The organism is Borrelia miyamotoi, from assembly GCF_019668505.1.
GTDB lineage: Bacteria > Spirochaetota > Spirochaetia > Borreliales > Borreliaceae > Borrelia > Borrelia miyamotoi.
Genome location: NZ_AP024371.1, coordinates 65,199 through 89,221, shown reverse-complemented (window position 1 = coordinate 89,221; position 24,023 = coordinate 65,199). Strand labels below are relative to the sequence as shown.

The following is a 24,023-nucleotide window of genomic DNA, read 5'->3' as shown; positions in this document are numbered from 1 at the left end:
ATGTCCAAACTTAAGTTAACAAAGAATGAGCTTAAAAAACAAAAAGATAACCTTAAGATGTTTAGTAGATATTTGCCTACTTTGCAACTTAAGAAACAGCAACTTTATTTGGAAATTAGGAAAGTTGAAGTTCTTAAAAGAGAGCGTAAAATTGAGCAAGATAAGCTTAAGAGAAATATTGGATCTTGGATTGCTTTATTTGGTGAGAGGTTTCCTTTTAGAGATTGGATTCAGATTAGAAGAGTGATAATAGTCTTTGTAAATATTGCAGGTATTACGATTCCTGTATTTAATTCTGTTGAATATGAGGATATTAATCATGATCTTTTATTAACTCCTTATTGGGTAGATGGAGGAATAGATTCTATTAAGAATATGATTAAGATAAATGTAGAGATTGAAGTTTTAAATGAACAGACTAGATTATTGGAGGCAGAACTTAATACTACTTCTCAGAGAGTAAATTTATTTGAGAAAATTATGATACCTACTGCTAGAATGAATATAAAGAAGATTAATGTTTATCTTGGTGATCAACAAACAGCAGCCGTTGTAAGGGGTAAAATGGCTAAAGCTAGCTTGATTAAGGGTAGATAGGGGGATTGTGTTTATGATTGTAAAAATGAAGAAAGTTTTGATTTTGACTTTATTAAAATATAAAAGAGAGTCTATTGAGATTTTAAGGGAATTAGGAGTTGTTCATATTAATTTTTGCAATAGAGTTTCAGAGTCTTTAGAAAAAGTTGTTGAAACAAGGGCAATTTTAGTTCAGGCTTTATCTTTGCTTGGAGATGATAGTGAGGTAAAAATTTTAAGTTCTTCAAATGAAAATTTTTTGGATGTTGCAAAAAGTATAGTTAATCTAAGTTCTGAGATTAAAGATTTGAATAACATGCAACAATCATTGCTTAATAAGAGAGATATTATATCTTGTTGGGGACATTTTTCGCTTGATTTGGTTAATAAATTAAGCGAAAATAACATTTATGTACAATTTTTTAAATCTGGAATTGATGAATATAAAAGATTGTTGGTATCTTCTGAAATTAAGGTTGCTATTATTAGGAATTTTAAAGGCACGGCTTATTTTGTAGCTATTAATGATTCTAGGCAAAAAATAGATACGGTTGAGGAATATGAGTTTGATTTTGATCTTGATTTTATTGAAAATAAATTAAGAGTTGTTAGTGAAATTTTGGATCAAAAATTAACCCAATTGTCGGTTTTAAATAAATATAGAGATGTTTTAAAAAAAGAAATAAGAGAGTATGATCAAATTGTTGAGTTTGAGCAAGTTATGACTGACATGGATGTAGAGGATGAAAATTTTGTGTACATTACAGGATTTTTGCCGGAAGATAATCAAGAAGATCTTAAAAGTGCAGCTCTTGAAGGTAAATTTTCGGTACAGTTTGCAGAGCCAGATAATTGCGATGTTGTTCCTACTTATGTAAAGAGAAGAGGAATTGCTAAGCTTGCCAAGCCTATTTTTGATGTTTTAGACACAATTCCTGGATATAAAGAGAAGGATGTGAGTTGTATTTTTATGTTATTTTTCTTTATATTTTTTGGAATGATAATTGGTGATGCTGCTTATGGAATAATATTCTTAATAATAGGTATTCTTTTTAGTTTAAATAATTTACTAAAAAAGAAGCCTTTGACATCTATTCATGCTTTAATATTTTATCTGAGTACGTCAGCAATAATATATGGTTCGATGACTGGCACTTGGTTTGGAAGTACTCCTTTTTTTCTTGATTTATTTCCTATTTTAAAGCTTTTTAGGCTTGAGTATTTGACGGGAAAGAATAGCATGCAGAACATTATGTTTGTATGTTTTACAATAGGTCTTTTGCAAATATTACTAGCTCACGTGTGGAATTTTATTCGAAAAGTGAAGGAAAAACCATATGTACATTCTATTGCTCAAATTGGTTGGCTTATTGTGATTTCTGGGCTTTATTATCTTGTTCTCAATTTAATACTTGGTGGAGATAGGTTTCCTATATGCAGTTTTGTTATTAATACGATATATGTTGGAGTTGTACTTGTCTTTATTTTTGAAAAACAGGATGGATCAAACTTTTTTATGTGCATATTAAAGAGCTTTGGAGGGATAATAGAACAATTTTTAGCTACTGTTTCAGGATTTGCAGACATAATATCTTATATTAGGCTTTTTGCTGTTGGGCTTGCAGGGCTTGCAATTTCTGATAGTTTTAATAGTATGTCAGCATCTTTATTAAAATCATCTAATGTTGGTCTTATAATAGGTGGTATTTTTGTGGTACTGTTTGGGCATATTCTGAATATAACTTTGTCTTTATTATCTGTTGTTGTCCATGGAGTAAGACTCAATATGCTTGAATTTTCAAACCATTTGGGTCAAGAATGGAATGGATATTTTTATAGACCTTTTAGAAAAATTAAGGAGTAGATAAGGAGAGAATTATGAATATAGGTTTAATAGGAGTTAATTCGGCTTTAACGATATCTGCAATAGGTTCAGCCTTGGGTATGGGGGCTGCAGGAAGTGCTGCTATTGGTGCATGGAAGAGATGTTATATGCAAGGTAAGCCAGCTCCTTTCTTATTAATTGTTTTTGTTTCAGCACCATTGACACAAATAATATATGGTTATATATTGATGAATACTTTATCAGGCATAATGACACAGGCAGATCCTTGGTTATTATTTGGGGCTGGTTTTGGTGGTGGTCTTGCAATTTCTATTTCTGCTTTTGCTCAAGGTAGAACTGCTGCAGGGGCTTGTGATGCTTTTGCTGAGACTGGGAAGGGATTTGCAACAAATCTTTTAATTTTAGGTCTCATAGAGTCTGTTGCTCTTTTTGTAATGGTATTCTTGATGATATTTAAATTTGTTTAAATTTTGAAGGATTCAGGTATTAAATTTTCTCGCAATTTGTGAGAAAATTTAATACATATTATGAATATGTTAAGACTTTTTTTGTGCTTTTTTATTTTTAATTTTGTCTTTAATTTAAATTCTTTGCTTGTTAAGGAATTTCCATATTGGATTTTGCTTGAAAAGGGACGCCAACTTATTTATTCTAAGGAAGGATTTATTAAATCTAATCTTACTAGTGCAATAAATTGTTTGCAGGAAGCTTTGCTTAGAAAAGGAATATATCCTGAGGCTAATTATTATTTATCTATTGCTTATAGGATGACTGGAAATGTTGTATTAGAGAAATTACATCTTCATAAGGCTTTAGAATATAAAGATTATTTACTGGATAAGTCTTTTGAGAAAAATATACTTTTTTCTTTGGCTAAGATTTCTGAGCTTGAAAGTAATTATGTTGATATGATTGATTATTTAAATGAAATTTTAAATAAATTTTCAAATAGTGATGATTATTATAATTATCACTATGTTGTTAAAAAGTATGGGGATACTTCAGGTGAAAAATTTGATATGTCATTTTATTTACATTCTTATTTAAAGCAAGTGAGAGGAACGTCTGGTCTAGATTTTACTTTTAATCTTTATAGATTTAATAATTATAATGTTATTGATATTCATCAGTTATTATCAAAAACATATTCAAAAATTGGTGCTTATGAACTTGCAATTACTCATGGACTTGTAGCTGCAGTTGGTATTTTAACTAGAATATATGAATATGTTAATTATTATGAACCTCTTTATAAATTTAAAAATTTAAGATCTTTTGTTAAAAAAATAAATGAATACACTGATGTTAAAGCTAGTTTTGAATCTACAGATTTTTGGGAGACATTATATAATATTGCTTGTGCTACTTATAGTTATGATGATCATAAAAACAAATTAAAGGCTATAGATACTTGGAAATTAGTTATTGATCTTGCTCCTAAATTTTCTCCTTATGTTTTAAAATCGAAGATTCATATCAAAAATATTTTACTTAATAAAAGTGTATATTAGTATAATATACTAAATATTTATGTTTTATTTATTTTATTTAGGGGAGGTTGAAAGATTAGTTCTTATAAAAAAAATTTTTGCATTATTGCACATATTGATCATGGTAAATCAACTTTAGCAGATAGATTTATACAAAAGGCTCAAATAATCTCAGATAGAGAGTTTAAAAGTCAAATTCTTGATAGTATGGATATTGAAAGGGAGAGAGGCATTACAATTAAGAGTCAGGCAGTTACTATTGATTATAAGTGTAGTGATGGTAATATTTATGAACTTAATTTTGTAGATACTCCAGGTCATGTTGATTTTTCTTATGAAGTTTCAAGAGCAATTTCATCTTGTGAGGGAGCACTTCTACTTATTGATGCAAGCCAAGGAATAGAGGCTCAGACTGTTTCAAACTTTTATATGGCATTTGAACATAATCTTGAAATTATTCCTGTTATTAATAAAATAGATTTACCAAGTGCGAATGTTAATTTTGTAAAAGAGCAAATAGAGCATGATTTAGGATTAGATTCAAGTATTGCTGTTTCCATATCTGCTAAAAATGGAATAGGAATTGATGAATTACTTGAGGCTATTTGTAAATATGTTCCTTCTCCGAAAGGAAGTGTTAATAGTCCCTTAAAGGCTTTAATTTTTGATTCGCATTATGATTCTTATCGTGGTGTGATTGTACATTTTAGAATTTTTGAAGGTCAAATTAAAATTGGTGACAGGATTAAATTGATGTATGCAGGTGGGGAATATTTATTAGAGGAGATTGGAATTTTTAGAATAATTCTTGAAAGAAAAGATATTTTGGAAGCTGGTGATGTTGGTTATTTTATTGCGGGAATAAAGAATATATCAGATGTTAAGATTGGAGATACTATAACTCTTGTTGATAATCCAGCAAGTGTGCCTCTTGAAGGTTTTAAAGAAGTTAAGCCTGTGGTTTTCTCTTCTGTTTATCCAGTTGATGCTAATCAGTATGACGATCTTTTAAAGGCAATGGATAGACTTAAACTTAATGATGCATCACTTACTTTTGAAAAAGATGCTTCAGTTGCTCTTGGACATGGATTTAAATGTGGATTTTTGGGACTTTTACATTTAGAGGTGATTCAGGAGAGAATTGAGCGTGAATTTGATCTTAATGTGATATTGACGTCGCCGTCAGTTCGTTATAAAATTTTTCCTAAAAAGGGTAATCCTTATTTTATTGAAAATCCTGAGCAGTTTCCTGAAAATGAAAATATTGAAGTTTTTCTTGAACCTTATATTAGAGCTAATATTATTGTTCCCACTGAATTTTTGGGAAATATTATGAGTGTTTGTCTTGTTAAAAGAGGTATACAAGAGAATTTGATTTATCTTGATACAAAACGTGTTGAAGTTATTTATAAGATGCCACTTGCTGAGATACTTTTTGACTTTTACGATAAGATTAAATCTGTAAGTCGTGGATATGCTTCTTTTGACTATATGCTATTAGGATATGAGGAAACGGATTTGGTTAAGTTGGATATTTTAGTCAATGGAGATAGAGTAGATGCACTATCTCAGTTAGTCTTTAGGGATAGTGCTAGATCAAAAGCTATTAGTATTTGTAAAAGATTAAAGGATGAAATTGCAAGACAGCAGTTTAAAATAGCGATTCAAGGAGCTATTGGTTCGAATATTATTGCTCGTGAAACAATCTCACCAGTTAGAAAAGATGTTACTGCTAAATGTTATGGAGGTGATATTACTCGTAAGAGAAAGCTTTTAGAAAAGCAAAAGGAAGGAAAGAAGCGATTAAAAATAATAGGGAATGTTGAAATACCACAAAGTGCATTTCTTGCTGTTCTTAAATCAGATGACAATTAACATGATATTCTAATGATTTTAGTAAACAAATTATCAAATATTTAATTTTAGTGAAATATTGTAAAATTGTTTTGAAGTGTTATAGAATTATTTCATACTTATAAAAATAGTATATGGAGATAGTTTATGCTTAAACTTAATAAGGTTGTTCTTGTTGGAGCTGGTGGTGTTGGTTCAAGCTTTGCTTATGCCTTGACTATAGATAATTCACTTGTTCATGAACTTGTAATTATTGATGTAGCTCAAAATAAGGCTAAAGGCGAAGTTATGGATTTAAACCATGGTCAAATGTTCTTAGAGAAAAATATTAAAATAAGATTTGGGAGTTATAATGATTGTTCAGATGCTGATATTGTTGTAATTACTGCAGGTCTTAATCAGAAGCCAGGTGAGACAAGGCTTGACTTGGTGGGTAAGAATACTAAAATCTTTAAAGAGATTGTAACAAGTGTTATTTCAAGTGGATTTAGTGGTATTTTTGTAATTGCAAGTAATCCTGTTGATATTATGACTTATGTGACAATGAAATATTCCAATTTTCCAACTCATAAAGTTATTGGTACAGGGACAACACTTGATACTTCAAGACTTAGGTATTTTTTGGCTGAGCGTCTTGATGTTAATACTCAGAATGTACATTCATACATTATGGGTGAGCATGGAGACAGTTCTTTTGCTACTTGGGATGAGACTAAGATAGCTATGAAGCCTTTATCTGAATACATTGCTGAAGGGAAAATAAGAGAAGAAGAACTTGATGAAATTTATAAAAACGTTGTTAATGCTGCTTATGAAGTAATTAAACTAAAAGGTGCTACTTATTATGCTATTGGGCTTGGAATTAAAAGAATTGTTAATGCAATCATTAGTGATCAAAATCTTATTTTGCCTATATCTTCATATATTAATGGGCAATATAGCAATTCTATTAAGGATGTTTATATTGGTGCGCCTTCTATAGTTTACAAAGATGGCGTAAAAGAGGTTCTTGATTTTAAAATAAGTGATAGAGAAATTGAAAAATTTAAAGCTTCTGCTAATCAGCTTAAGAGTTATATTGATAAAATAGAGTTTTGATTTTGCCCCCATTAGGGGCTTTTTTATTCTTCTAGTAGTCTTTCGCCATTTTTTCTGTGCTCAATTGATTCTAATAATGATTCTCTTGAAATATGGTTTTCTTCTTTTAAATCTGCAATTGTTCTTGCTAATTTTAGGATTGAATGAGTTGCTCTTGATGATATGTTGAGTTTATTTAATATATGAATCATTTCATTTTTTAGTATTTTATCTAATTCGCAAAATATTGCAATATGTTCTGGTTTAAGATCAGAGTTTTTATGGATATTTTCGATATTTTCATATCTTTTACTTTGCATGTTTCTTGCTTTTATTATTTTTTTTCTTATTTCACTTGAGCTTTCACTATCTTCTTGAAACAATTTTTCATTGTTTACTGGTTTAGTTGGCACTCTAATGTCAATTCTATCAAGCATTGCTGCTCCAAGTTTTTTCCAGTAGTTTGAAACTTCTTGTTGCGAACAAAAGCATTTCGTATCATTTTTTCCAAGGTTTCCGCAGGGACAAGGATTTGTAGCAATCATCAATTGAAAATTTGCAGGATACTTGAATGATTTTGAACTTGCTCTTACTATTGAGATCATTTTGTCTTCTATTGGTTCTCTTAGTGATTGCAAGATTGATTTTTGGAATTCTAAGGCTTCATCTAAGAATAAAACTCCATTGTGTGCAAGTGATACTTCTCCAGGCAGTGCATTAGAACCACCACCAATGATTCCTTCTTTGCTTGCAGTTTGATGAGGTTGTCTAAATGGTCTTCGTCTTATTATTTTTGTATCTATTAGTTTACCTGCTACTGACCAAATTCTGTTTGTTTCAATTAATTCTTTATTTGTAAGTGGAGGTAAGATTGACTGTACACATTTGATGCTAAGAGTTTTTCCACTTCCAGGAGGTCCGAATATCATAATATTATGCCCTCCTGCAACTGCTATTTCAAGTGCTCTTTTGATTCTATGTTGTCCTTTTATATTTTTAAAATCATATTCAAATTTTTCTTCATTGTCTTCTGTTTTGGTTTTAATTATGGGTTTTGATGGAAATATATTATTATTAAGATGTTCTACTATTTCCAGAGCTTCCTTTAGGGTTTTTATTCCCCAAATATTTAGATTTTCTATTAGAAGAGCTTCTTCTAGATTGTCAAAGGGTATTATTATGTATTTAATTTTTCTTTCCTTTGCAAGTGAGATGGCAGGCAAGACTCCTTTAATTGCTCTTATTTGTCCGTCTAATTGTAATTCTCCTAATATTAAAATTTCTAAGTTATTATTCTGATTTTCTTTTGAAGTGATAATGCTTGTTGCAATTGAGAGATCAATTGCTGTTCCAATTTTTTTGATCCCAGCTGGTGCAAGATTTATTAATATTCTGTCTTTTGGAAAAGTGAATTCTGAATTTTTAATAGCTGCTTTTATTCTTTCTCTTGATTCTTTAATTTCACTTCCAGCTAATCCAACAATATCAATTCCTGCTATTCCTTTTTTAATATCTACTTCAACTTCTATTAGTTCCCCTTCATATCCTATTGATGAATGAGAGTATATTTTCATTTAATTCTCCTTAGATTAAGACGTTACTTGGTGTTATTTAAGATTTCATTTAGAGCTTTGTATGGTAACATGAAGCAATCTTTTCTATTTGTATGTAAGAAGTTTTCAAAATTTTTAAGTTTTTTATCAATTTCTTCTAGTTTTTCAAATTTTTTATTGATTGTTTTTATTGTAAATTCTAGTATTGCTTTTCTAGGTTTATTATCGCATAATTCGGTTAAGATATATGCACTTGATAGAAGAATTATGCATCCGTGAGCATTGTATTTTAATCTAATTTTTTCGTTATCTTCTTTTATTTGAAAGACTATTTTGTCACCACATTTGGATTGATGATATGTTGGGTTTTGATTTTTATCTGTTTTGAAATAATACTGATTTAGTTTACTAAGTCTGATTAGTTCTTTTTTTATTTTTTCTGAGAACATGCTTCAATTTTAAGAGGTTTGCTTGATTAAATCAATATAAGATTATTGTTAATTTAATTTTAAGTTTTATGTTATGAGTAAATTTATGCTCATTATTCTTGGATATTACTTGATATTGTTGGTAGTAGAATTTCAAAGGTAGTAGATTTTTAATAAAAGGATTTTATAGTTCTTTTTAAGCAGGATATAAAAGTATCAATTTCTTCTTTTGTATTATATAAATAAAAGCTTATTCTTAATAAATGATCTTTTTTAATATTTTCTGATAGAAATGCAATGTAGGCACAAGTTTTTCCAGATCTAATTGCAATTCCCATTGTATCAAGATGTGTCTCAATGTCATGTGAGTGTATATTTTTTATTGTAAATGATATTATTGATTTTCTTTTTATGTCTTTATTTAGAACAAATTCAACTTCATCGATTTCTTGTAATCTTTCAACGCAATATTCGATCAATTCTTTATCATGTTCTTTAATAAATTCCATTGAGATATTATTAATGTATTCTATTGCTTTGCCAAGACCAATGATGCCTGCAATATTTGGTGTTCCCGATTCAAATTTATTTGGAGATTCAAGGGGTTTAAAATTCAGCTCTCCATTTTTTATAAAAATATCTTCTATGGCATTCCCTCCTAGTTTGGAGCTATTAAGCTTATCTATGATTTTATCTGATATATATAAGACCCCAATTCCTGTTGGAGCAAGCATTTTATGCCCTGAGAATACTAAAAAATCACAGTTTATTTTATTTACATCTATGTTCATATGTGGTGCCATTTGAGCTGCGTCTACAGATAGAATAATTTTGTTATCTTTAGCAATTTTTCCAATTGCTTCTAAATCTTGTGTAGTTCCTAGTATATTGCTTATGCCAGATATAGCAATAATTTTTGTTTTATCTGTAATTAAGTTTTTTATTTGTTTTGGTTGAACAATGCCCATTTCGTTAAATTTTGCAAGTTTGATTTTTAAGTTTAAAAATTTGGCAATATTTATCCAAGGAAGCAAATTGCTATTGTGTTCTAGCGTTGTTACGATGATTTCATCATTTTCTTTTAAAAGTTTTGAGAAGAGCAATGAATTTGTTACTGTATTTGTTCCATCTGTTGTTCCAGAATTAAAGATTATGTTTTTGCAAGACTCTGCGTTAATAAATCTTTTTACAATTTTTCTTGTTTCTTCTACTTTTAAGCTGGATTGTATTGTAAGTTCATGTCCGCTTCTGTGAACATTTGCATTATAGTTTGCGTAGTATTTAGCTACAGATGAAATCACAATTTGTGGTTTTTGAGAAGTTGAGGCATTATCAAAATAAATTAGTTTTTTATTATGAATAGTTTTGTTTAAAATGGGGAAATCCCTTCTGAGGGAGTTTACTTTTTCATTTTTATCTTTGAAATGATTAAGATTCATTTTTTAGTACTCTTTTCTTGTGCAAGAATTTTTATTGTAAGAATTATACCATTATTTTTTTATTTTTATGTATGGAGCTTTCTTCATTTTTGATATTTTTAAAGTTAATTTGTGTTCTTAAGTTTATGTTTTACAATTATTATAATTTTAAGTGTTTATATTTTAAGGATATGTTTATGCTATAATTCGTCTTATGAAAGAAATAACTTATAGATTTGAGAAAGCAGAAGATTATAAATTAGTGCCTGTTAATAATATTTATGGTAGTGTGACTAATACTGGCGAAATTTTTTGTGATCTTGTTTTCGAATCCACAGAAATTCCTGAAGAAATTGTTTATACTAAAACTAAAGAAGGTGTTTTAGAGGAGATTTCTAGAGATCTTAAGGGTTCTAAAGAAAAGATAATTTTAATAAATTCTTTTATTGGAATTTCTATTACAAAAGATACTGCTAAAAATATTGCTTATTGGCTCTTGAAGAAAGTTGATGAACTAGAGGATAATGAGTAAAACTTCTGAGCAAAGAATCAAAATTTATTTATCTAAGCTTTCTAAGTATAAGAATAAGGTTTTAAAAGAAAAATATATAAAGGACGTTATTGAACGATCAGATATTTCTGATTCTGATATTAAAAATATTGAAATGCATTTTTCTAAGGTGTATGATAGAGCTCAACAATTAGAGAGAATAGGAAAATTGAGTGATTCTTTAAAAGAGCTTGAAACTGTGTATTTGTATTCTCTTCATAGTAAGTCAATTTTTGCTTCATTTTTTAGTCTTTATAATAAGCTTGTAAAAAGAATATATAGTAAAGGGATAGAGAGAAAGTTGCTCCATGTAAGTTTACAGGCTAGAGAATTTGGAATAATAAGTGGAGTTAATTTAAGAGATTATGATGAGGCTGGAAAGTTAAAACATAGAGTCTTAATATTATTGTTAAATTTTATATTAATAGCTATTGTTTCATTAATTACATATACAGTGGTGTTAACCTTTATTATTGGACATTCTGAAGATCTCAGTGGAGTGAGAAATATTCAAGAGACCATAGTTCAGGGCTTGCCTTCAGTTACAAGGATATCTGATTTAATAGTTGAATTTGCTAATTTTGTTGCAAAACCTTATGAATTATATAGTGTTGAAGTTGAAGATGCGAAGGTATTAGTTTTTGAGTATGCACATACTTATCAACTAAAAGCGGGAGTTGTTTCAGCTAAAAATCCTATTAAAAAAATTTCTTATGGTGTTACTGTTTATGATGATTTAGGAAAATCTATTTTAAATAAGGTTTTTGAAAAGACAAGTAATTTTTCTAATCAGTGGAGTAAGGGTGTATATGTTCCAATTGATTTTACATACAATATTTCTAAAGAGATTAAGGGACATCCTAAAAAAATGGTTCTTAATATAATTTTAATTGAATTTTTTGAAGAGGGTGATAATTTTTATAATGTTAATTTAGAAACAAGTTCTTCAATTGTGAATTTTAAATATCTTGGAAGTTATTTTAATGAAGATTTTGGAATTTATGAGGCTAATTCTTTAATAGAAGTTTACAATAATTTAAAGGATGTTATTAAAGATTTGGAAGTTGAGTTTGCTTATATTGCTAAGGATGGTCAAATTATTAGATCTTTGAGACGAAAGTTGATTGCTGAGCCTAATTCTTTTCTTAAGCCTTATTCTAGGCAGAGTTTTTCATTAAAGACCATCTTTCCAAAAGAGATTTATCCAAATATTAAAGAAGAGTTATCTTTTATTAAGATCTTGAATGTGTTTACAAGATAGTATCATTGATGATGAAAAAGATTAATTTATTTTAAAATTTCTTTTTCTTTAAGTTTTGAAATGATATTTAGAGGGATGAGTGCTGTTGTAATGCTAATTAGTGTGTAAGATAAAAGAATTATTAAACTAAATTTTAAGCTTATTTTAATGTTAAATTCAGAGATATAATAGTCAGAGTTTAAAATTTCTGTATTGTCAGCTCCAAATGTTTTTAAAATTGTATTTATAATAATATCTATTATATTAATTAAATATTCTATATTAATGGTTGTGTAATTGCCAATGATTATGCCTATCGTGCAAAATGTTGAACTTAAAACAAGTGCTATTAATATGAATATTAGTTTGAGACTTGAATTGTTCATTCCAATTGACTTAAATATTGCAATTTTCTTTTTATTTTCAAGTATTAACATACAAAGGGATGAGGATATATTAATACTTGCGAATATTACAATAAATGCCATAATAAATATTAAAAGTTTTTTGCTGATATCTAGGTTTATATATTTATTTAAATAGAGCTCATAAAATGTTTTGACTTTGTATTCTTTGAATTCTTTTTCAATATCTTTCTTTAGATTATTGGTTTTTTCTTTAGTATTGGATTTAGTGGAAATTCCAATTATGCTTTTGGAAAAATTTTTTGACATTATATTTGAATCTTGGAGTGAAATGAGAACTAAGTTTTTATCAACTTCTCTTAATCCCGTTTCAATGATTCCAGATATATTAAATCGTTTTGCTTTGGGGAATACCTTTTGATACTTATTATTTGGTACTACTATATAAATAGATTCATTAATGTTTAAATTAAGTCTATCTTTTATTTGTTTTGATATTAATATTTCATCTTTTTGAAGGTTTTTATTGCCATATATTAATTTTATATGCTTATTATTATCAATAAATTTGTTCTCTACTGCTCTTATTAATACACCTTGTTTTTTTTTATTTCCAATTATTCCATAGGTTCTTCTTTCAAAAAAATATCTTAGTTCATCATTTTGGTATTCTTTTTTGAATTTTTCTAGTTTAGATCTAAGTTGTTCATATTTTTGTGGTTCGTTGTATTCGATTTGTACTGAGAATCCTTCATTTTCAATGTATTTTTCTATTGTGGAATTCATAATATTGCTTGACATGTAGTAAACAATAATTAAAGGAATCATGACTAAACTTAAGGATATTCCAGAACCAATTAGGGCCTTTTTATTTTTTGAGTTTATAAATATTATATATGCTATTTTTGTAAGTTCTTTAATATTTGGTCGACTCATATTTTATTTAGTCTCTTTTCTTTAAGTTCATATTTTATATCTGCTTTGTTGGAAAATTCTTGATTATGACTAACTAAAATTAATGTTTTGCCAAATTTTTTGGCTGTGTCTATTAATAGAGATTCTACTGTTTTTGCAGTCTTAACATCTAGATTACCAGTAGGTTCGTCGCATAAGATTATATTTGGTTCATTTATTAAAGCTCTTGCAATGGCTGCTCTTTGTGATTCTCCCCCTGAGAGTTCTGAAGGGTAGTGATCTGCTCTTTTGTCTATTTCTAATATTTTCATTAAGCTTAAAGCTTTTCTATTTATTGTTTTTAAGTCATCTTGACCTTCAATTATTTTAGGTAGGATAATGTTTTCAAGTACACTAAATTCGTCAATTAAATTGTGATTTTGAAAGACAAGTCCTATTTTTTTGTTTTTATATAAACTTAATGTTTTCTCGCTTGCATCCTTTAAAGATATTCCGCATGAGATTATATCACCTGAATCCATTTTATCAATTCCTGATATTATGTTAAAAAGTGTTGATTTTCCACATCCGCTTTTGCCTTGGATTGAAATAAAATCTCCATTTTTTACATTTAAATTCAGATTTTCTATTACTTTTATTTTTGTGTTATTTTTAGTATATGTTTTGTGAACTTCTTTTATACATAGTATATTTGTCATTTATGTTGCTCCATTTATTTTGTCAGTATATTTGATCTTTTTTGTTACCTTTAGGCTTGAGCATATTGTAAATAAACAAATAAAAAATAGTGTTAATATTAAATCACTTGGGAATATTTTAGGTGTAATTATATTTTTTACTATTTTTATTTCGATATTTTCTAGTTTTAATTTTAATAGATAATTTATAGAATTGATCAAGCTGTTTATTAGTATGTCAAATACATTTAGAATTTCATTAATATTTAAAGATATTATAATACCTGCAATTAATCCAATCATTCCTCCGAGTATACAAATTATTACTGAGTGCATTAAGAAAATTTGCCTGATTTTTTTTGATTTGAGACCTAAGAATAGGATGATTGCAATTGATTTATTTTTGTTGATTATTATTCTTTTTTGTAAGTAGTATGTGTTAACAGCAATGACTAGAAATATGCTTGTTAAGATGATTAACATTGTGTTTCTCTCTATTTTTAGTGTTTTATAAAATTCTTTATTATATTCGTTCCAGGATTTGAATTGAATGTTTGGATTAATATTTTTTATTTTATTGGTTAGTCTTTTACTAGGATATAAGTTTTGTGTTTTTATTTGATAGTTAATATCTGTATCTTTTATAATTTTTTTTCTGTAAAAATAATTGATATTCATAAATACTGTGGATTCATTTATTTTGGCATACTTGCTCTTAAATATGGCTTTTATTTTTAAGTTTTTTATATTGTTTTTTAATGTTTGTAAATTTTTTATTTCATCACTTAATATTAATCCTATTGTATCTCCTTCAAATAGTCCTAAATTATGTGACAATACATCTCCTATTATAATTTCATCATTATTAAGTTGGAGTGATGATTCTGTAAGACCTGTTAGGAGAATAAAATTTTTGTCTTCTATGATATCTTTTGTGTCAAATGCAATAATATTCAAGATGCTTGGATAGTAATAGTTTTCAATTCCAATTCCTTGTGTTTCATAGATTTTGTTTATTTGAATTATTTCTTTTATCTCTTTAAGAGCATTAAGCTCTTGATCGTTTAATTTGCTTTCAATTTTTAAATTTCCACTCTCTAGTGTAGATATGCTTATAAAAAAATCATTTTGAAAACCATTCATTATAGATATTGTGACAATAATGATGATTTGTCCAAGTACTATGCTTAAGATTATTACAACTGTAAGTGATAAGCTATTTTGTTCATCTAGTATTAATCTTTTTAGTAAGAAATTATTTAGTCTCATTTTTATCTCTGATAATATCTTTATTTATTTCTTCAATAATCTCATCATTTTTATATCTTACTTTAAAGATAAGATTTCCATTATGGTATATTTCTTGTTCATATTCATTGTCACCAAAGTAATCAGTTTTTAATAAAATTAAATCATTTTCATAAATTGTTTTTGACTTTAATTTATTATCAGAATTATATTCATATTTTGTTTTGGTATTATATTTTTTTTTATTTTCTTTTATAATTATATTCTCTTCAATTGTATTATTTCCAGATTCATTATATTTAAAATTATCTATATTTGTTATTTCATTGTTTTTATATACTTCTTTTCTAATTAAGTTATGTTCTTTGTATTTTGATATAGTTTTTATATTATCCTCTTCGATGATACTTATTACTTCATTGTCATTTAGATAGTTGTTTGTTTCTTTAGATGTTATTTTGTTATTGTCTAGTTTTATGCTTTTTAAATGTCTTTTTTTTTCATCATAATGGAGTACTTTTGTTGTTTTGGATTTTTTTATGTCAAAATATATTGATTTTATTTCTCCGTCAATTCCGTAATTCCAAACTTGAAGGTTTGAACCTGTTATTTTTAAAAGTTTACCGTTAGTGTCTTTCGTGTAGTGTATTGTTTTTGGTTTTTGGTTTAAAATTTTGATTTCTTTATAAATTAAATCGTTGTTTTTATAAAAATAAGCTACAGATTCAAGGATTATTCCCTTGGGACTGTATTGTATTTCTTGTATTTTGTTGTTCAACTTGTCATAAGTTTCTTCTTTTGTTTTAATGTCTTTTTCATTATAAAATGTTAATTTTTTTTTATCTTCTATTGTTTTTTGTGTTTTATATTTTATCAGCTGTAAATCTTTAAAGAGACTAAATTTTTCAATTTCATTTATTTTTTCATATTCGATGTAAAATCCTGTTTGTGGAATTTCATGTATTTCTTGATATTTATTGAAAAATACATCAGCCATGAAATAGCTTTGTCCATATGCAGTTGATGTTGTAAACGTTAGAAATAAGACTAATATTTTTTTTATCATAGCAGTTTATTCAAGTAATCATCAACGTTAAATTCTTTGATATGTTCTACTTGTTCTCCAAATGTAAAAAAATATATTGGTTTTTTGAATAATTTTGATATATTTATTATTCCACCTGCTCTAGAAGATGAGTCAAATTTTGTGGCTATTATTCCATCAATTTCTATTGCTTTGTTGAATATTTCTGCTTGATTGTTTACGTTTTTTCCAGAAATGGAGTCTATTACTAGTATTTTTTTATAGTTAACATCTGTTTTTACTATTTGTTTTTTAATTACATTGTCCATTTTTTGGAGTTCTTTGATTAAGTTTTCTTTGTTTTGAAGTCTTCCTGCTGTGTCAATTATTAATATGTCATATCTTTTGGCTTTTGCACTTGAAATGCTATCAAATATTACTGCTGATGCGTCGCTTCCTTGATTTTGAGATATGACTTTAATTCCGATTTTATCACTTTGTATTTTAATTTGTTCAATTGCTGCTGCTCTGAATGTATCTGCTGCAGCTATTAACACATTTTTACCTTCATTTTTAAGTTTATTTGCAAGCTTGATGATGCTTGAAGTTTTGCCAACTCCATTTACCCCAATTATTAATAAGATGTTTAATCTTTTACTATCTAAATTTAGTGATTGTTGATTTATGTAGTTTTTTAGAAAGTCTTTTAGTTTTAAGAGTATTTTTTCTTTGTCTTTGACCTTAATTTTTTTTATATATTCTATTATCTCGATTACTATATTATTCTTAATATCTGATTCTAAGAGAATATCTTCTATATTTTCAAATATTTGTATTTTTTCCTTATTTGTAAATAAATTCTTTATTTTTGCAAAAATACTCAAAAGTTTCATTCTCCCATTTTTTGTTGTTTACTAAATAATTTTACAATAATTTATTCCCCTCTACTTGCTTCCTGAATATATTGTACTAAATGAATTATTAATGGTATAAAGCTGCCAACAGAAAGTGTGATTCCTGTACCAAGCAAAAATGTTGTAATTATTTGTTCTGATTTTGCATTGTATAGATCTTTAGGTGTTATTTTATGTTTAATAGCTTTATTTAAAGCTATATTGTACAGTTCTGATGCTTCATTGGATTTTGTTATGGCAAAAGCAGTACCTATTAGGCTTAATGTAAAGATTCCAAGATTAATATAGAATAGATCTCTTTTGATAGTAAGTTCACTTTTATTGGTTTTTAACATCTCTATGTTAATTTCTTTGTCTTCTTTGCTTATCATTTTGAACATATTTTTGTATCCTTTAGCTTGCAATAGAATAGATTCTATGCCTTCAGGCTCTTCAATTTCAATTGGTGTTTCTCCTATGAATATTCCTTTTTTAAATACTTTAGATGTTACATTACTTTTAATTGGTATTGTCCTAGAGTTTTCTTTTTGCAAGTTAATAGTTAAATTAATTGTGTCTCCACTTTTTATCTTTTGCTTTACTGCATATGGTTTATAAGTTATGCTTGTAATGTTAATGCTAATTTCTTTCTTTGGAAGGTCAGAAATATCCCATATATCATTGTTGTATATTCCTTTTGACACAAATTGTTCGTTTATATATATTTTGGCCTCTAGATTATTGATGACATTGATTTTAATTTTAATAAATTCTCTTCCCAGTATTTCTTTAAAACTAAGATTTGCTATTTTATTTGCAATATCATCAGTGGATGATGATAATTTAAAAATTTCTTTTTTTACTTGAATTCCTTTAGGAGTGATATTGTTAATTTCAACCAGGTAATGTTTATCTACTTTTTTGATATGTACATAATTGATGAAGAATAGTTCTTGGCTTATCAAAAATTCTATGCTCAAATTTGCTAGATTTATTTTTTCTTCGTTTTTTTTATATTTTGCTTTTATCTTTTTTAAATTTGTAAGGTACTCTTCAAGTTCTTTTTGTTTAATTTTAATGTTTTCAATATCTTTTTTAATTTCATTAATTTTGATTTCTGTTTTATTTTTTTCTCTTGAACTTATTGTATTTTGAAGTCTTTTTTTATCCATATCTTCTCTTAATTTGCTAATTTCAAGTTCTTTGCTTATTATATTTTGGTGTATATAAATGCGTTTTATGAAATCTTTGTCATTATTATTTACAATATGTTCATTTATTGTCTTGTAAATTTTATCTAGCGTTTTTTCAATGCCTTCTTTAAGATTTTTATTTTCTTCTGATGTGTTTATGATATAAGAAAAACCATACTCAATTTTACTTTGAGGATGTGCTAAGTTTATTGTTAAGATTAAAAATAATAATATTATGGTTAGCTTAGATTTTTCCATTTTAGATATTCTTCTATAAAGTTATCAATGTTTCCATCCATAACAGAGATAATATTTGGATTTTCAAATTTTGTTCTGTGATCTTTGACTAGCGTATAAGGTTGGAAGATGTAAGACCTTATTTGATTACCCCAAGATATATCTTTTTTTTCCTCTTGTTTAGATTTACTTTTTTGTTGTTCTAGTATTTTATAATATTCATAAAGTTTTGATTTTAATACTTTCATTGCTAGCTCTTTATTTCTATGTTGACTTCTGTCGGTTTGAGATTGAGTTACTATTCCTGTTTGAAGATGGGTAATTCTTACTGCTGATGATGTTTTATTTACATGTTGTCCCCCTGCTCCTGAAGCTCTATATGTGTCGATCCTAATATCTTCCGGCTTAATTATTATTTCAATTTTGTCATCAATTACAGGGTCAATAAAAACAGAGGCAAAAGAGGTGTGTCTTTTTTTTGCAGCATCAAAAGGAGATATTCTTACAAGACGATGTATTCCTATTTCACTTTTTAAAAACCCGTAAGCATATTCTCCTTTTATTTCAATTGTAACAGATTTTATGCCTCCTTCAGCTTCAAGTAAGTCTATAAGCTCCGTTTTGTATCCACGTCTCTCAGCATATCTTAAGTATACTCGATATAACATGCTAACCCAATCACAGGCTTCTGTACCTCCTGCTCCTGAGTGTATTGTTAAGAACGCATTATTTATATCCATATCTTCTTTGAAATAGGATATTGTTAGGAGACGTTTATATTGCTCCCTTAGTTTGTTAATCTCTTTTTCTAATAGCATTATGTCTTCTTCGCTTTCTGCAATTTCGCAGAGGTCTTTTAGGTCTTGGAATTTATATATTAAATCTTCCCAAGGTTCAACTTTAGATTTTAAAATATTTTGTTTTTTAAGAATTTCTTGTGCTTTCTTATTGTCATTCCAAAAATTTTCATTGTTTATTTGTATTTCATATTCTTTAAGCTGTGCTTTGCTCCCGTAGCTGTCAAAGTTTCCTCCAGACATTTTTGATTTGTTCCAAAAGTTCGTTTATTTTTTCTTTCATTGTAAACCCTCTTTATTGTTTATTAACATAATTATATTTGGAATTATAGATAAAATGAACATTATAAAAAAGTATACTGTTTCATTAGTTAATATTTTGGATGTTAATCTTTTTTCAAAATTTTTCTTTGTGAGTGTTATTAATACGAGGGCGATTAATACACTAAGTGAAGATAAAAGGAGTATTTTGATCCCTTCTAAAAAGCTATGACTTTTATCTAGAGCAAAAAATGTTATTGCAATTAAGCTACTATTGGATAGCAAAAAATCATTTGAATATTTCGATTTATTATTGTAAATAATTAGGATATTGTTTAGCGTTTTTAGCATTATCGTTAACACATAAATCAATGTTATATATATGATTGGTGTTATAAACAATAAGTTATATTCTAGAAATAATTTGTAAATGTAAAAAAGACTTGAGTAAATGAACAGAGAAGTAAGTGTGATAATTAAATACTTTTTTAATAATGTCTTATGGTCTTTTATTTTTATGTCTTCAATTCCTATAAAGTGTATTAATAATAAATTGTTTACTATTAAATACATTATTATACTATTTTTCATAATTTTATAATTTCTTTTCCATTTTTGATTTTATGTTCTATTATTTTTGCTTTGTTTATACTTAAATGATGCAATATTTTTTTAACTTGAAATGTGATACTATATCTTTTCATTAATGTTGAACTGATTTGTAATATGAAAATGGCTATTATAGCTGACACTGTTTCAAGTGGAATGTAGATTAATGTTATAAAATATGCTATAGACAATATAATTCCATAAAGCATTTGTTCAAATTTAAAAGGTGGTGCTATTTGTGGCTCTGTGCCCATTGTAAATATTAAGATCATTGGAATTGGTGATATTACTAGGGTTAATATATCAAAGCTTATATAACTGTAAAGACCAAGATTTTTTAGTATGTAAGAAATTATCAATAAACTTATATAAAAAGATAGTGGTATTAATTTATTTATAATAAATTTTTCAAGAATAAGTGAAAAACCAATATAAATTAGAATAGGTGACAAATATTTTTCGTTTTGTAGCCCGAGCAAGTTTTCAATGTGCAATCTTGGTAAGGTGATGTTTAGGTGAGATAATATTTTATTATTCACAAATTTTTCAATCATGTCAATATTTTTGTTTTCGTGTCTTTTAAATTTTTTTAAGCTTTCTAAACTTTGAATATTTGGATTTTGATTAATTACTTTATCCCATGTAGGAATCATATCTTCTTGGTTTGAAAGTTCTTTAGCATATGTTTGTTTGAAGCTTAATGGGAAATTTAGTAATAAAAACATAAAAGAAATTAATATGGGATTTACAAGGAATTTGGAAAGCTTTGAGAAATAAAAAAATACTAAAAATGTAAAAAGTAATGCCATTATTTTTAATGTGATAGAAAAATTTAAAGGTAATATTATATTAATAATTAAAGCCGTATATATAAAGAAGGACAGATATCTATGTTTGGACTTTAGTGTTATTGGAATGTATGAGCATAAGCTTATGATTATTAATATTAAGGTATCAATTAAAAATTTTATATTATTTATAAAAGAGAATATTAAGTTAGGAATTAAGGCTAATATAATAGTTAAATAGATATCGTTTAAATTATTTTCAGTGTATGTTAATTCATTATTTAAGCCCAGATTTAATATTTTTTCCTTTATTTCTTTTTTAACTTTGTTTATTTCTTCTTCGATTTCAGTTTCATTATATTTTAGACATTGTAATCGTTTTTTTTCAAGATTATTTTTGTTTTTAATTCTTGATAAAATGATCTCTTCCATATAAAGTGGTGAAAAACTAGGTATTTTAAAGAGTTTTATCTTACTAAACATTGATTCTTTTCTTAATATTGTGATGCTATATATATCTCTTGTTATAGGTACATTTAGATTGTTTATTTTTATCTTATTTAGTGGATTGTTTAGGAATACGTCATATTTGTTTGTATGAATATCTCTATTTATTATTTGATAGATAGATGTTCCAATTTTGGCTTTAATTATTTTACTTTGTATTTTTTGATTGTCGTTTATGGTTATAAATTTTTCTTTATATGGCGAATTTGTTTTGATCGTACTGTACACATTGTAAAGATCTTCAACATTGGCTAAAAGTATATTTTTATTTGGGTTTATATTATTTTTTGTGCTCTCTTCATTATATAAGAAGTGCATTATCACTTCATGATTGGAATATGGATATGGAGTATTGGGAATTAATTTGATTTTTAATCGTTTGTCTTTGAAGGTATTTAAATTCTCAAGCTCTTTTTTTAAGCTATAATTGTTGAGCACTATTAAAATTTCTTTAAATTTAAATATCTTATCAATTGTTTCAAGTCCATAGATGATATTATCTAATTTTTCTTTTATTAATATTTCTGAGATATTAGTAAATGAGTCTTTACTATTTGCTAATAAAAGCATCTTATCTATTTTTTTGCATTTGCTTACATATTGGAATAATGAGTCTTCATTAAACCAGGGGATTCCTAATCGAATTAACTTTTCTAGTGTTTTTTCTCTTGATTCTTCTTCAATTGGCAGTTCCTTTTCATTTTTGATTTTTCCATGAAATCTTATTAGTGCTGATTTTACTTGATTTCCGTTTGGAAAGTTTGCGGTATATATTTTTTCTATTGTTCCAGATATTGGGGCATATGTGTATAATTCTGCATTTTTATTTTTTGACAATATTTGTCCTTCTTCAATTCTTTGATTTTCAATAACATATATTGTGGACTTTGAATTTTCTGTTTCTAATGGAATTAGAACGCATTCAGGCATTTGAATCTCATTTATGTTTATTTTATATCTATTCTTTAAGTTTAGTGTTTCTGTTCTAGGCATCAGATGTTTCCTTTGATATATTTTCTATAGTTTTTTTCACTCATATTTAAAAGAATTGTAAATCTTATTGCTTTAAATAGGAATAGCAATAAGAAAAATGGCAATGAAAGAATGAATAAAATTTTAAAATTATCTTTATTGATTTTAATATTATTAGGTGCTTCTTTGTATATTAATATTGGATTTCCATTGTCCAGGAATAATCTTGGGAGTTCTTTATTAAGGTTTTTTGATATAAATTCTTTATCTACTTTATATACAGTTTTTGGATGAATAATTATTTTGTTATTTTTTATTTCGAAGTAATCCTCTTTTACGTTTGTATTTACTTTTCCATACTGAGATGTGATTTTATATTTGAGCTCATTTTGATAAAATGTATGGTACATATAACCAACGATATTTGGAATTTCTTCATTATGTCCTACCATTAAATAGATGTTATTGGGGTTTAAATAGTCAAAATAGTGTAATTTTTTGCTATAAAGATAATTAAGATTTGTGTAAGAATTGAGTATGTTTTGTGAGTAAAAAAATGGTATCACTGAAGCTATAAATAACATTATGTGTATTAAGATCTTGCATTTTAGAATTTTTGTTTCTCGTTTTTGTTCTTTTATTTCAATTAAGGATAAAAATGTATTTTTGAAATTGCTCTCAGTTTTGATCCAAGTAAATATTAAAAAAATACAAAGTGTTGATATTGAGACAAAAATTATAAGAATTGCTTCAAGATTGGTGGTTAGAAAGTTGATGATCACACTAAAGTACAATACTATGAATAAAAATAGAAATATTGGTATTTTTATTTTCTTAATTAATATTGTAAAGCTGATATCTCTCAAGTATATTTTATTGTAATTTTTGTTGAAGTTATCGATTAGTGTGAACAATAGGTAGGCTAATATAGTTAAAGGATAAAAATATAATATTTCGTCGCTGAATATGAATATTATACATGAACTTATTAGAAAAAGTATTATAAAGGGTGCGTATTTTATATTTAACATTAATAGAAGTGTTATGATTATTATGAATGTTATACTTGAAAGGTATTTAATTTTAATTTTGTAATTAAAAGAATGCATTTCTGCTTCAATATTTTTATCTTTCTTTAGTTTCCTAAGATCTTTACTGGTGAATGTTGAATCTACATAAAGTATTTTTTTATTTTCTAAATTGAAGAGGTTAGGCAATTTTTTTAGAAATAAGTCTTTTCTTAGATCATCATCGTTAAAGTGGGTTAACTGATCTATTGTTATCTCTTTAAAATTGGGGAAGTCTAGTATATTTACTTTTGTTGTATATTCAGATATTGTCTTATATCCTAATGAATTTATATAATCATTTGCGGTTTTTAAATCTTTTTCTCCTTTGAAGTATATTGGTTTATAATCTCCAAATTTTGCTGCATTGCAAGAAATTAACAATGGTACTAGCAATATATGTAAAAACTTTATTAGATTCATTTTTCCCTTTATAAT

21 protein-coding genes are annotated in these 24,023 nt (G+C 26.8%); 8 read left to right on the top strand and 13 right to left on the bottom strand.

Annotated elements, in window-relative coordinates:
* From K5Q05_RS00440 to K5Q05_RS00415, 6 genes are all read left to right on the top strand, one after another.
* A complete protein-coding gene (locus tag K5Q05_RS00440; RefSeq protein WP_025444018.1) occupies nucleotides 1–597 on the top strand; it encodes a V-type ATP synthase subunit D in 597 nt (198 codons plus the stop codon).
* 13 nt (nucleotides 598–610) lie between these two features.
* The gene (locus tag K5Q05_RS00435; RefSeq protein WP_025444019.1) at nucleotides 611–2,440 is read left to right on the top strand and encodes a V-type ATP synthase subunit I; all 1,830 of its coding nucleotides are present in this window, start codon (nucleotides 611–613) and stop codon (nucleotides 2,438–2,440) included.
* 14 nt (nucleotides 2,441–2,454) lie between these two features.
* A complete protein-coding gene (locus tag K5Q05_RS00430) occupies nucleotides 2,455–2,889 on the top strand; it encodes an ATP synthase subunit K (protein WP_025444020.1) in 435 nt (144 codons plus the stop codon).
* Nucleotides 2,890–2,955: 66 nt separating this feature from the next.
* Nucleotides 2,956–3,933: a tetratricopeptide repeat protein gene (locus tag K5Q05_RS00425; protein WP_025444021.1), complete on the top strand. Its 978-nt coding sequence runs from the start codon at nucleotides 2,956–2,958 to the stop codon at nucleotides 3,931–3,933.
* A gap of 54 nt (nucleotides 3,934–3,987) precedes the next feature.
* Nucleotides 3,988–5,787, top strand: a complete 1,800-nt coding sequence (lepA, locus tag K5Q05_RS00420; protein ID WP_084821506.1) for a translation elongation factor 4 — start codon at nucleotides 3,988–3,990, stop codon at nucleotides 5,785–5,787.
* A 126-nt stretch (nucleotides 5,788–5,913) separates the two neighbouring features.
* Complete coding sequence (locus K5Q05_RS00415; protein ID WP_025444023.1) at nucleotides 5,914–6,864, top strand: L-lactate dehydrogenase; 951 nt, start codon at nucleotides 5,914–5,916, stop codon at nucleotides 6,862–6,864.
* Between the two features lie 23 nt (nucleotides 6,865–6,887).
* On the opposite strand, the gene K5Q05_RS00410 is transcribed toward K5Q05_RS00415, so the two are convergent.
* The 3 genes from K5Q05_RS00410 to K5Q05_RS00400 form a co-directional block, all read right to left on the bottom strand.
* Nucleotides 6,888–8,417, bottom strand: coding sequence for a YifB family Mg chelatase-like AAA ATPase (locus K5Q05_RS00410; protein ID WP_025444024.1), 1,530 nt, complete (start codon nucleotides 8,415–8,417; stop codon nucleotides 6,888–6,890).
* 23 nt (nucleotides 8,418–8,440) lie between these two features.
* Nucleotides 8,441–8,845 carry an iron-sulfur cluster assembly scaffold protein gene (locus K5Q05_RS00405; protein ID WP_025444025.1) on the bottom strand — a complete coding sequence of 135 codons (405 nt, stop codon included), beginning with the start codon at nucleotides 8,843–8,845 and terminating at the stop codon, nucleotides 8,441–8,443.
* Between the two features lie 149 nt (nucleotides 8,846–8,994).
* Complete coding sequence (locus tag K5Q05_RS00400) at nucleotides 8,995–10,263, bottom strand: cysteine desulfurase (protein ID WP_025444026.1); 1,269 nt, start codon at nucleotides 10,261–10,263, stop codon at nucleotides 8,995–8,997.
* A 193-nt stretch (nucleotides 10,264–10,456) separates the two neighbouring features.
* On the opposite strand from K5Q05_RS00400, the gene K5Q05_RS00395 reads away from it, so the two are divergent.
* Nucleotides 10,457–10,774 (top strand): hypothetical protein, encoded by a 318-nt coding sequence (locus K5Q05_RS00395; protein ID WP_020954477.1) that lies wholly within the window; start codon nucleotides 10,457–10,459, stop codon nucleotides 10,772–10,774.
* Nucleotides 10,767–12,053, top strand: coding sequence for a hypothetical protein (locus K5Q05_RS00390; RefSeq protein WP_044003470.1), 1,287 nt, complete (start codon nucleotides 10,767–10,769; stop codon nucleotides 12,051–12,053). Before K5Q05_RS00395 ends, K5Q05_RS00390 begins: the two co-directional genes overlap by 8 nt.
* A gap of 26 nt (nucleotides 12,054–12,079) precedes the next feature.
* On the opposite strand, the gene K5Q05_RS00385 is transcribed toward K5Q05_RS00390, so the two are convergent.
* The 10 genes from K5Q05_RS00385 to K5Q05_RS00345 all read right to left on the bottom strand — a co-directional run bounded on the left by K5Q05_RS00385 (nucleotide 12,080) and on the right by K5Q05_RS00345 (nucleotide 24,008).
* Entirely contained in the window at nucleotides 12,080–13,333 is a 1,254-nt protein-coding gene (locus K5Q05_RS00385) for an ABC transporter permease (RefSeq protein ID WP_025444028.1), read from the bottom strand.
* Entirely contained in the window at nucleotides 13,330–14,010 is a 681-nt protein-coding gene (locus K5Q05_RS00380) for an ABC transporter ATP-binding protein (RefSeq protein ID WP_025444029.1), read from the bottom strand. The genes K5Q05_RS00385 and K5Q05_RS00380 overlap by 4 nt, the downstream gene beginning before the upstream one ends.
* Nucleotides 14,011–15,258: an ABC transporter permease gene (locus K5Q05_RS00375; RefSeq protein WP_099497119.1), complete on the bottom strand. Its 1,248-nt coding sequence runs from the start codon at nucleotides 15,256–15,258 to the stop codon at nucleotides 14,011–14,013.
* On the bottom strand, nucleotides 15,245–16,300 hold the full coding sequence (locus tag K5Q05_RS00370; protein WP_420043032.1) for a hypothetical protein: 1,056 nt from the start codon (nucleotides 16,298–16,300) through the stop codon (nucleotides 15,245–15,247). Before K5Q05_RS00370 ends, K5Q05_RS00375 begins: the two co-directional genes overlap by 14 nt.
* Nucleotides 16,300–17,145, bottom strand: a complete 846-nt coding sequence (gene ftsY, locus K5Q05_RS00365) for a signal recognition particle-docking protein FtsY (RefSeq protein ID WP_025444031.1) — start codon at nucleotides 17,143–17,145, stop codon at nucleotides 16,300–16,302. The genes K5Q05_RS00370 and ftsY overlap by 1 nt, the downstream gene beginning before the upstream one ends.
* Before the next feature lie 50 nt (nucleotides 17,146–17,195).
* Nucleotides 17,196–18,605, bottom strand: coding sequence for a hypothetical protein (locus K5Q05_RS00360; RefSeq protein ID WP_025444032.1), 1,410 nt, complete (start codon nucleotides 18,603–18,605; stop codon nucleotides 17,196–17,198).
* Nucleotides 18,587–19,664, bottom strand: a protein-coding gene (gene prfB, locus K5Q05_RS00355; protein ID WP_172799047.1) for a peptide chain release factor 2 whose coding sequence is annotated in 2 segments (ribosomal slippage) — nucleotides 18,587–19,610 and nucleotides 19,609–19,664 — 1,080 coding nt in all. Because the reading frame shifts where the segments join, the coding sequence is not laid out codon by codon here. The genes K5Q05_RS00360 and prfB overlap by 19 nt, the downstream gene beginning before the upstream one ends.
* Nucleotides 19,661–20,233 carry a hypothetical protein gene (locus K5Q05_RS04245; protein ID WP_025444034.1) on the bottom strand — a complete coding sequence of 191 codons (573 nt, stop codon included), beginning with the start codon at nucleotides 20,231–20,233 and terminating at the stop codon, nucleotides 19,661–19,663. Before K5Q05_RS04245 ends, prfB begins: the two co-directional genes overlap by 4 nt.
* On the bottom strand, nucleotides 20,230–22,539 hold the full coding sequence (locus K5Q05_RS00350; RefSeq protein WP_044003474.1) for an RnfABCDGE type electron transport complex subunit D: 2,310 nt from the start codon (nucleotides 22,537–22,539) through the stop codon (nucleotides 20,230–20,232). Before K5Q05_RS00350 ends, K5Q05_RS04245 begins: the two co-directional genes overlap by 4 nt.
* Nucleotides 22,539–24,008, bottom strand: coding sequence for a hypothetical protein (locus tag K5Q05_RS00345; RefSeq protein WP_025444036.1), 1,470 nt, complete (start codon nucleotides 24,006–24,008; stop codon nucleotides 22,539–22,541). Before K5Q05_RS00345 ends, K5Q05_RS00350 begins: the two co-directional genes overlap by 1 nt.
* Nucleotides 24,009–24,023 lie beyond the last annotated feature (15 nt).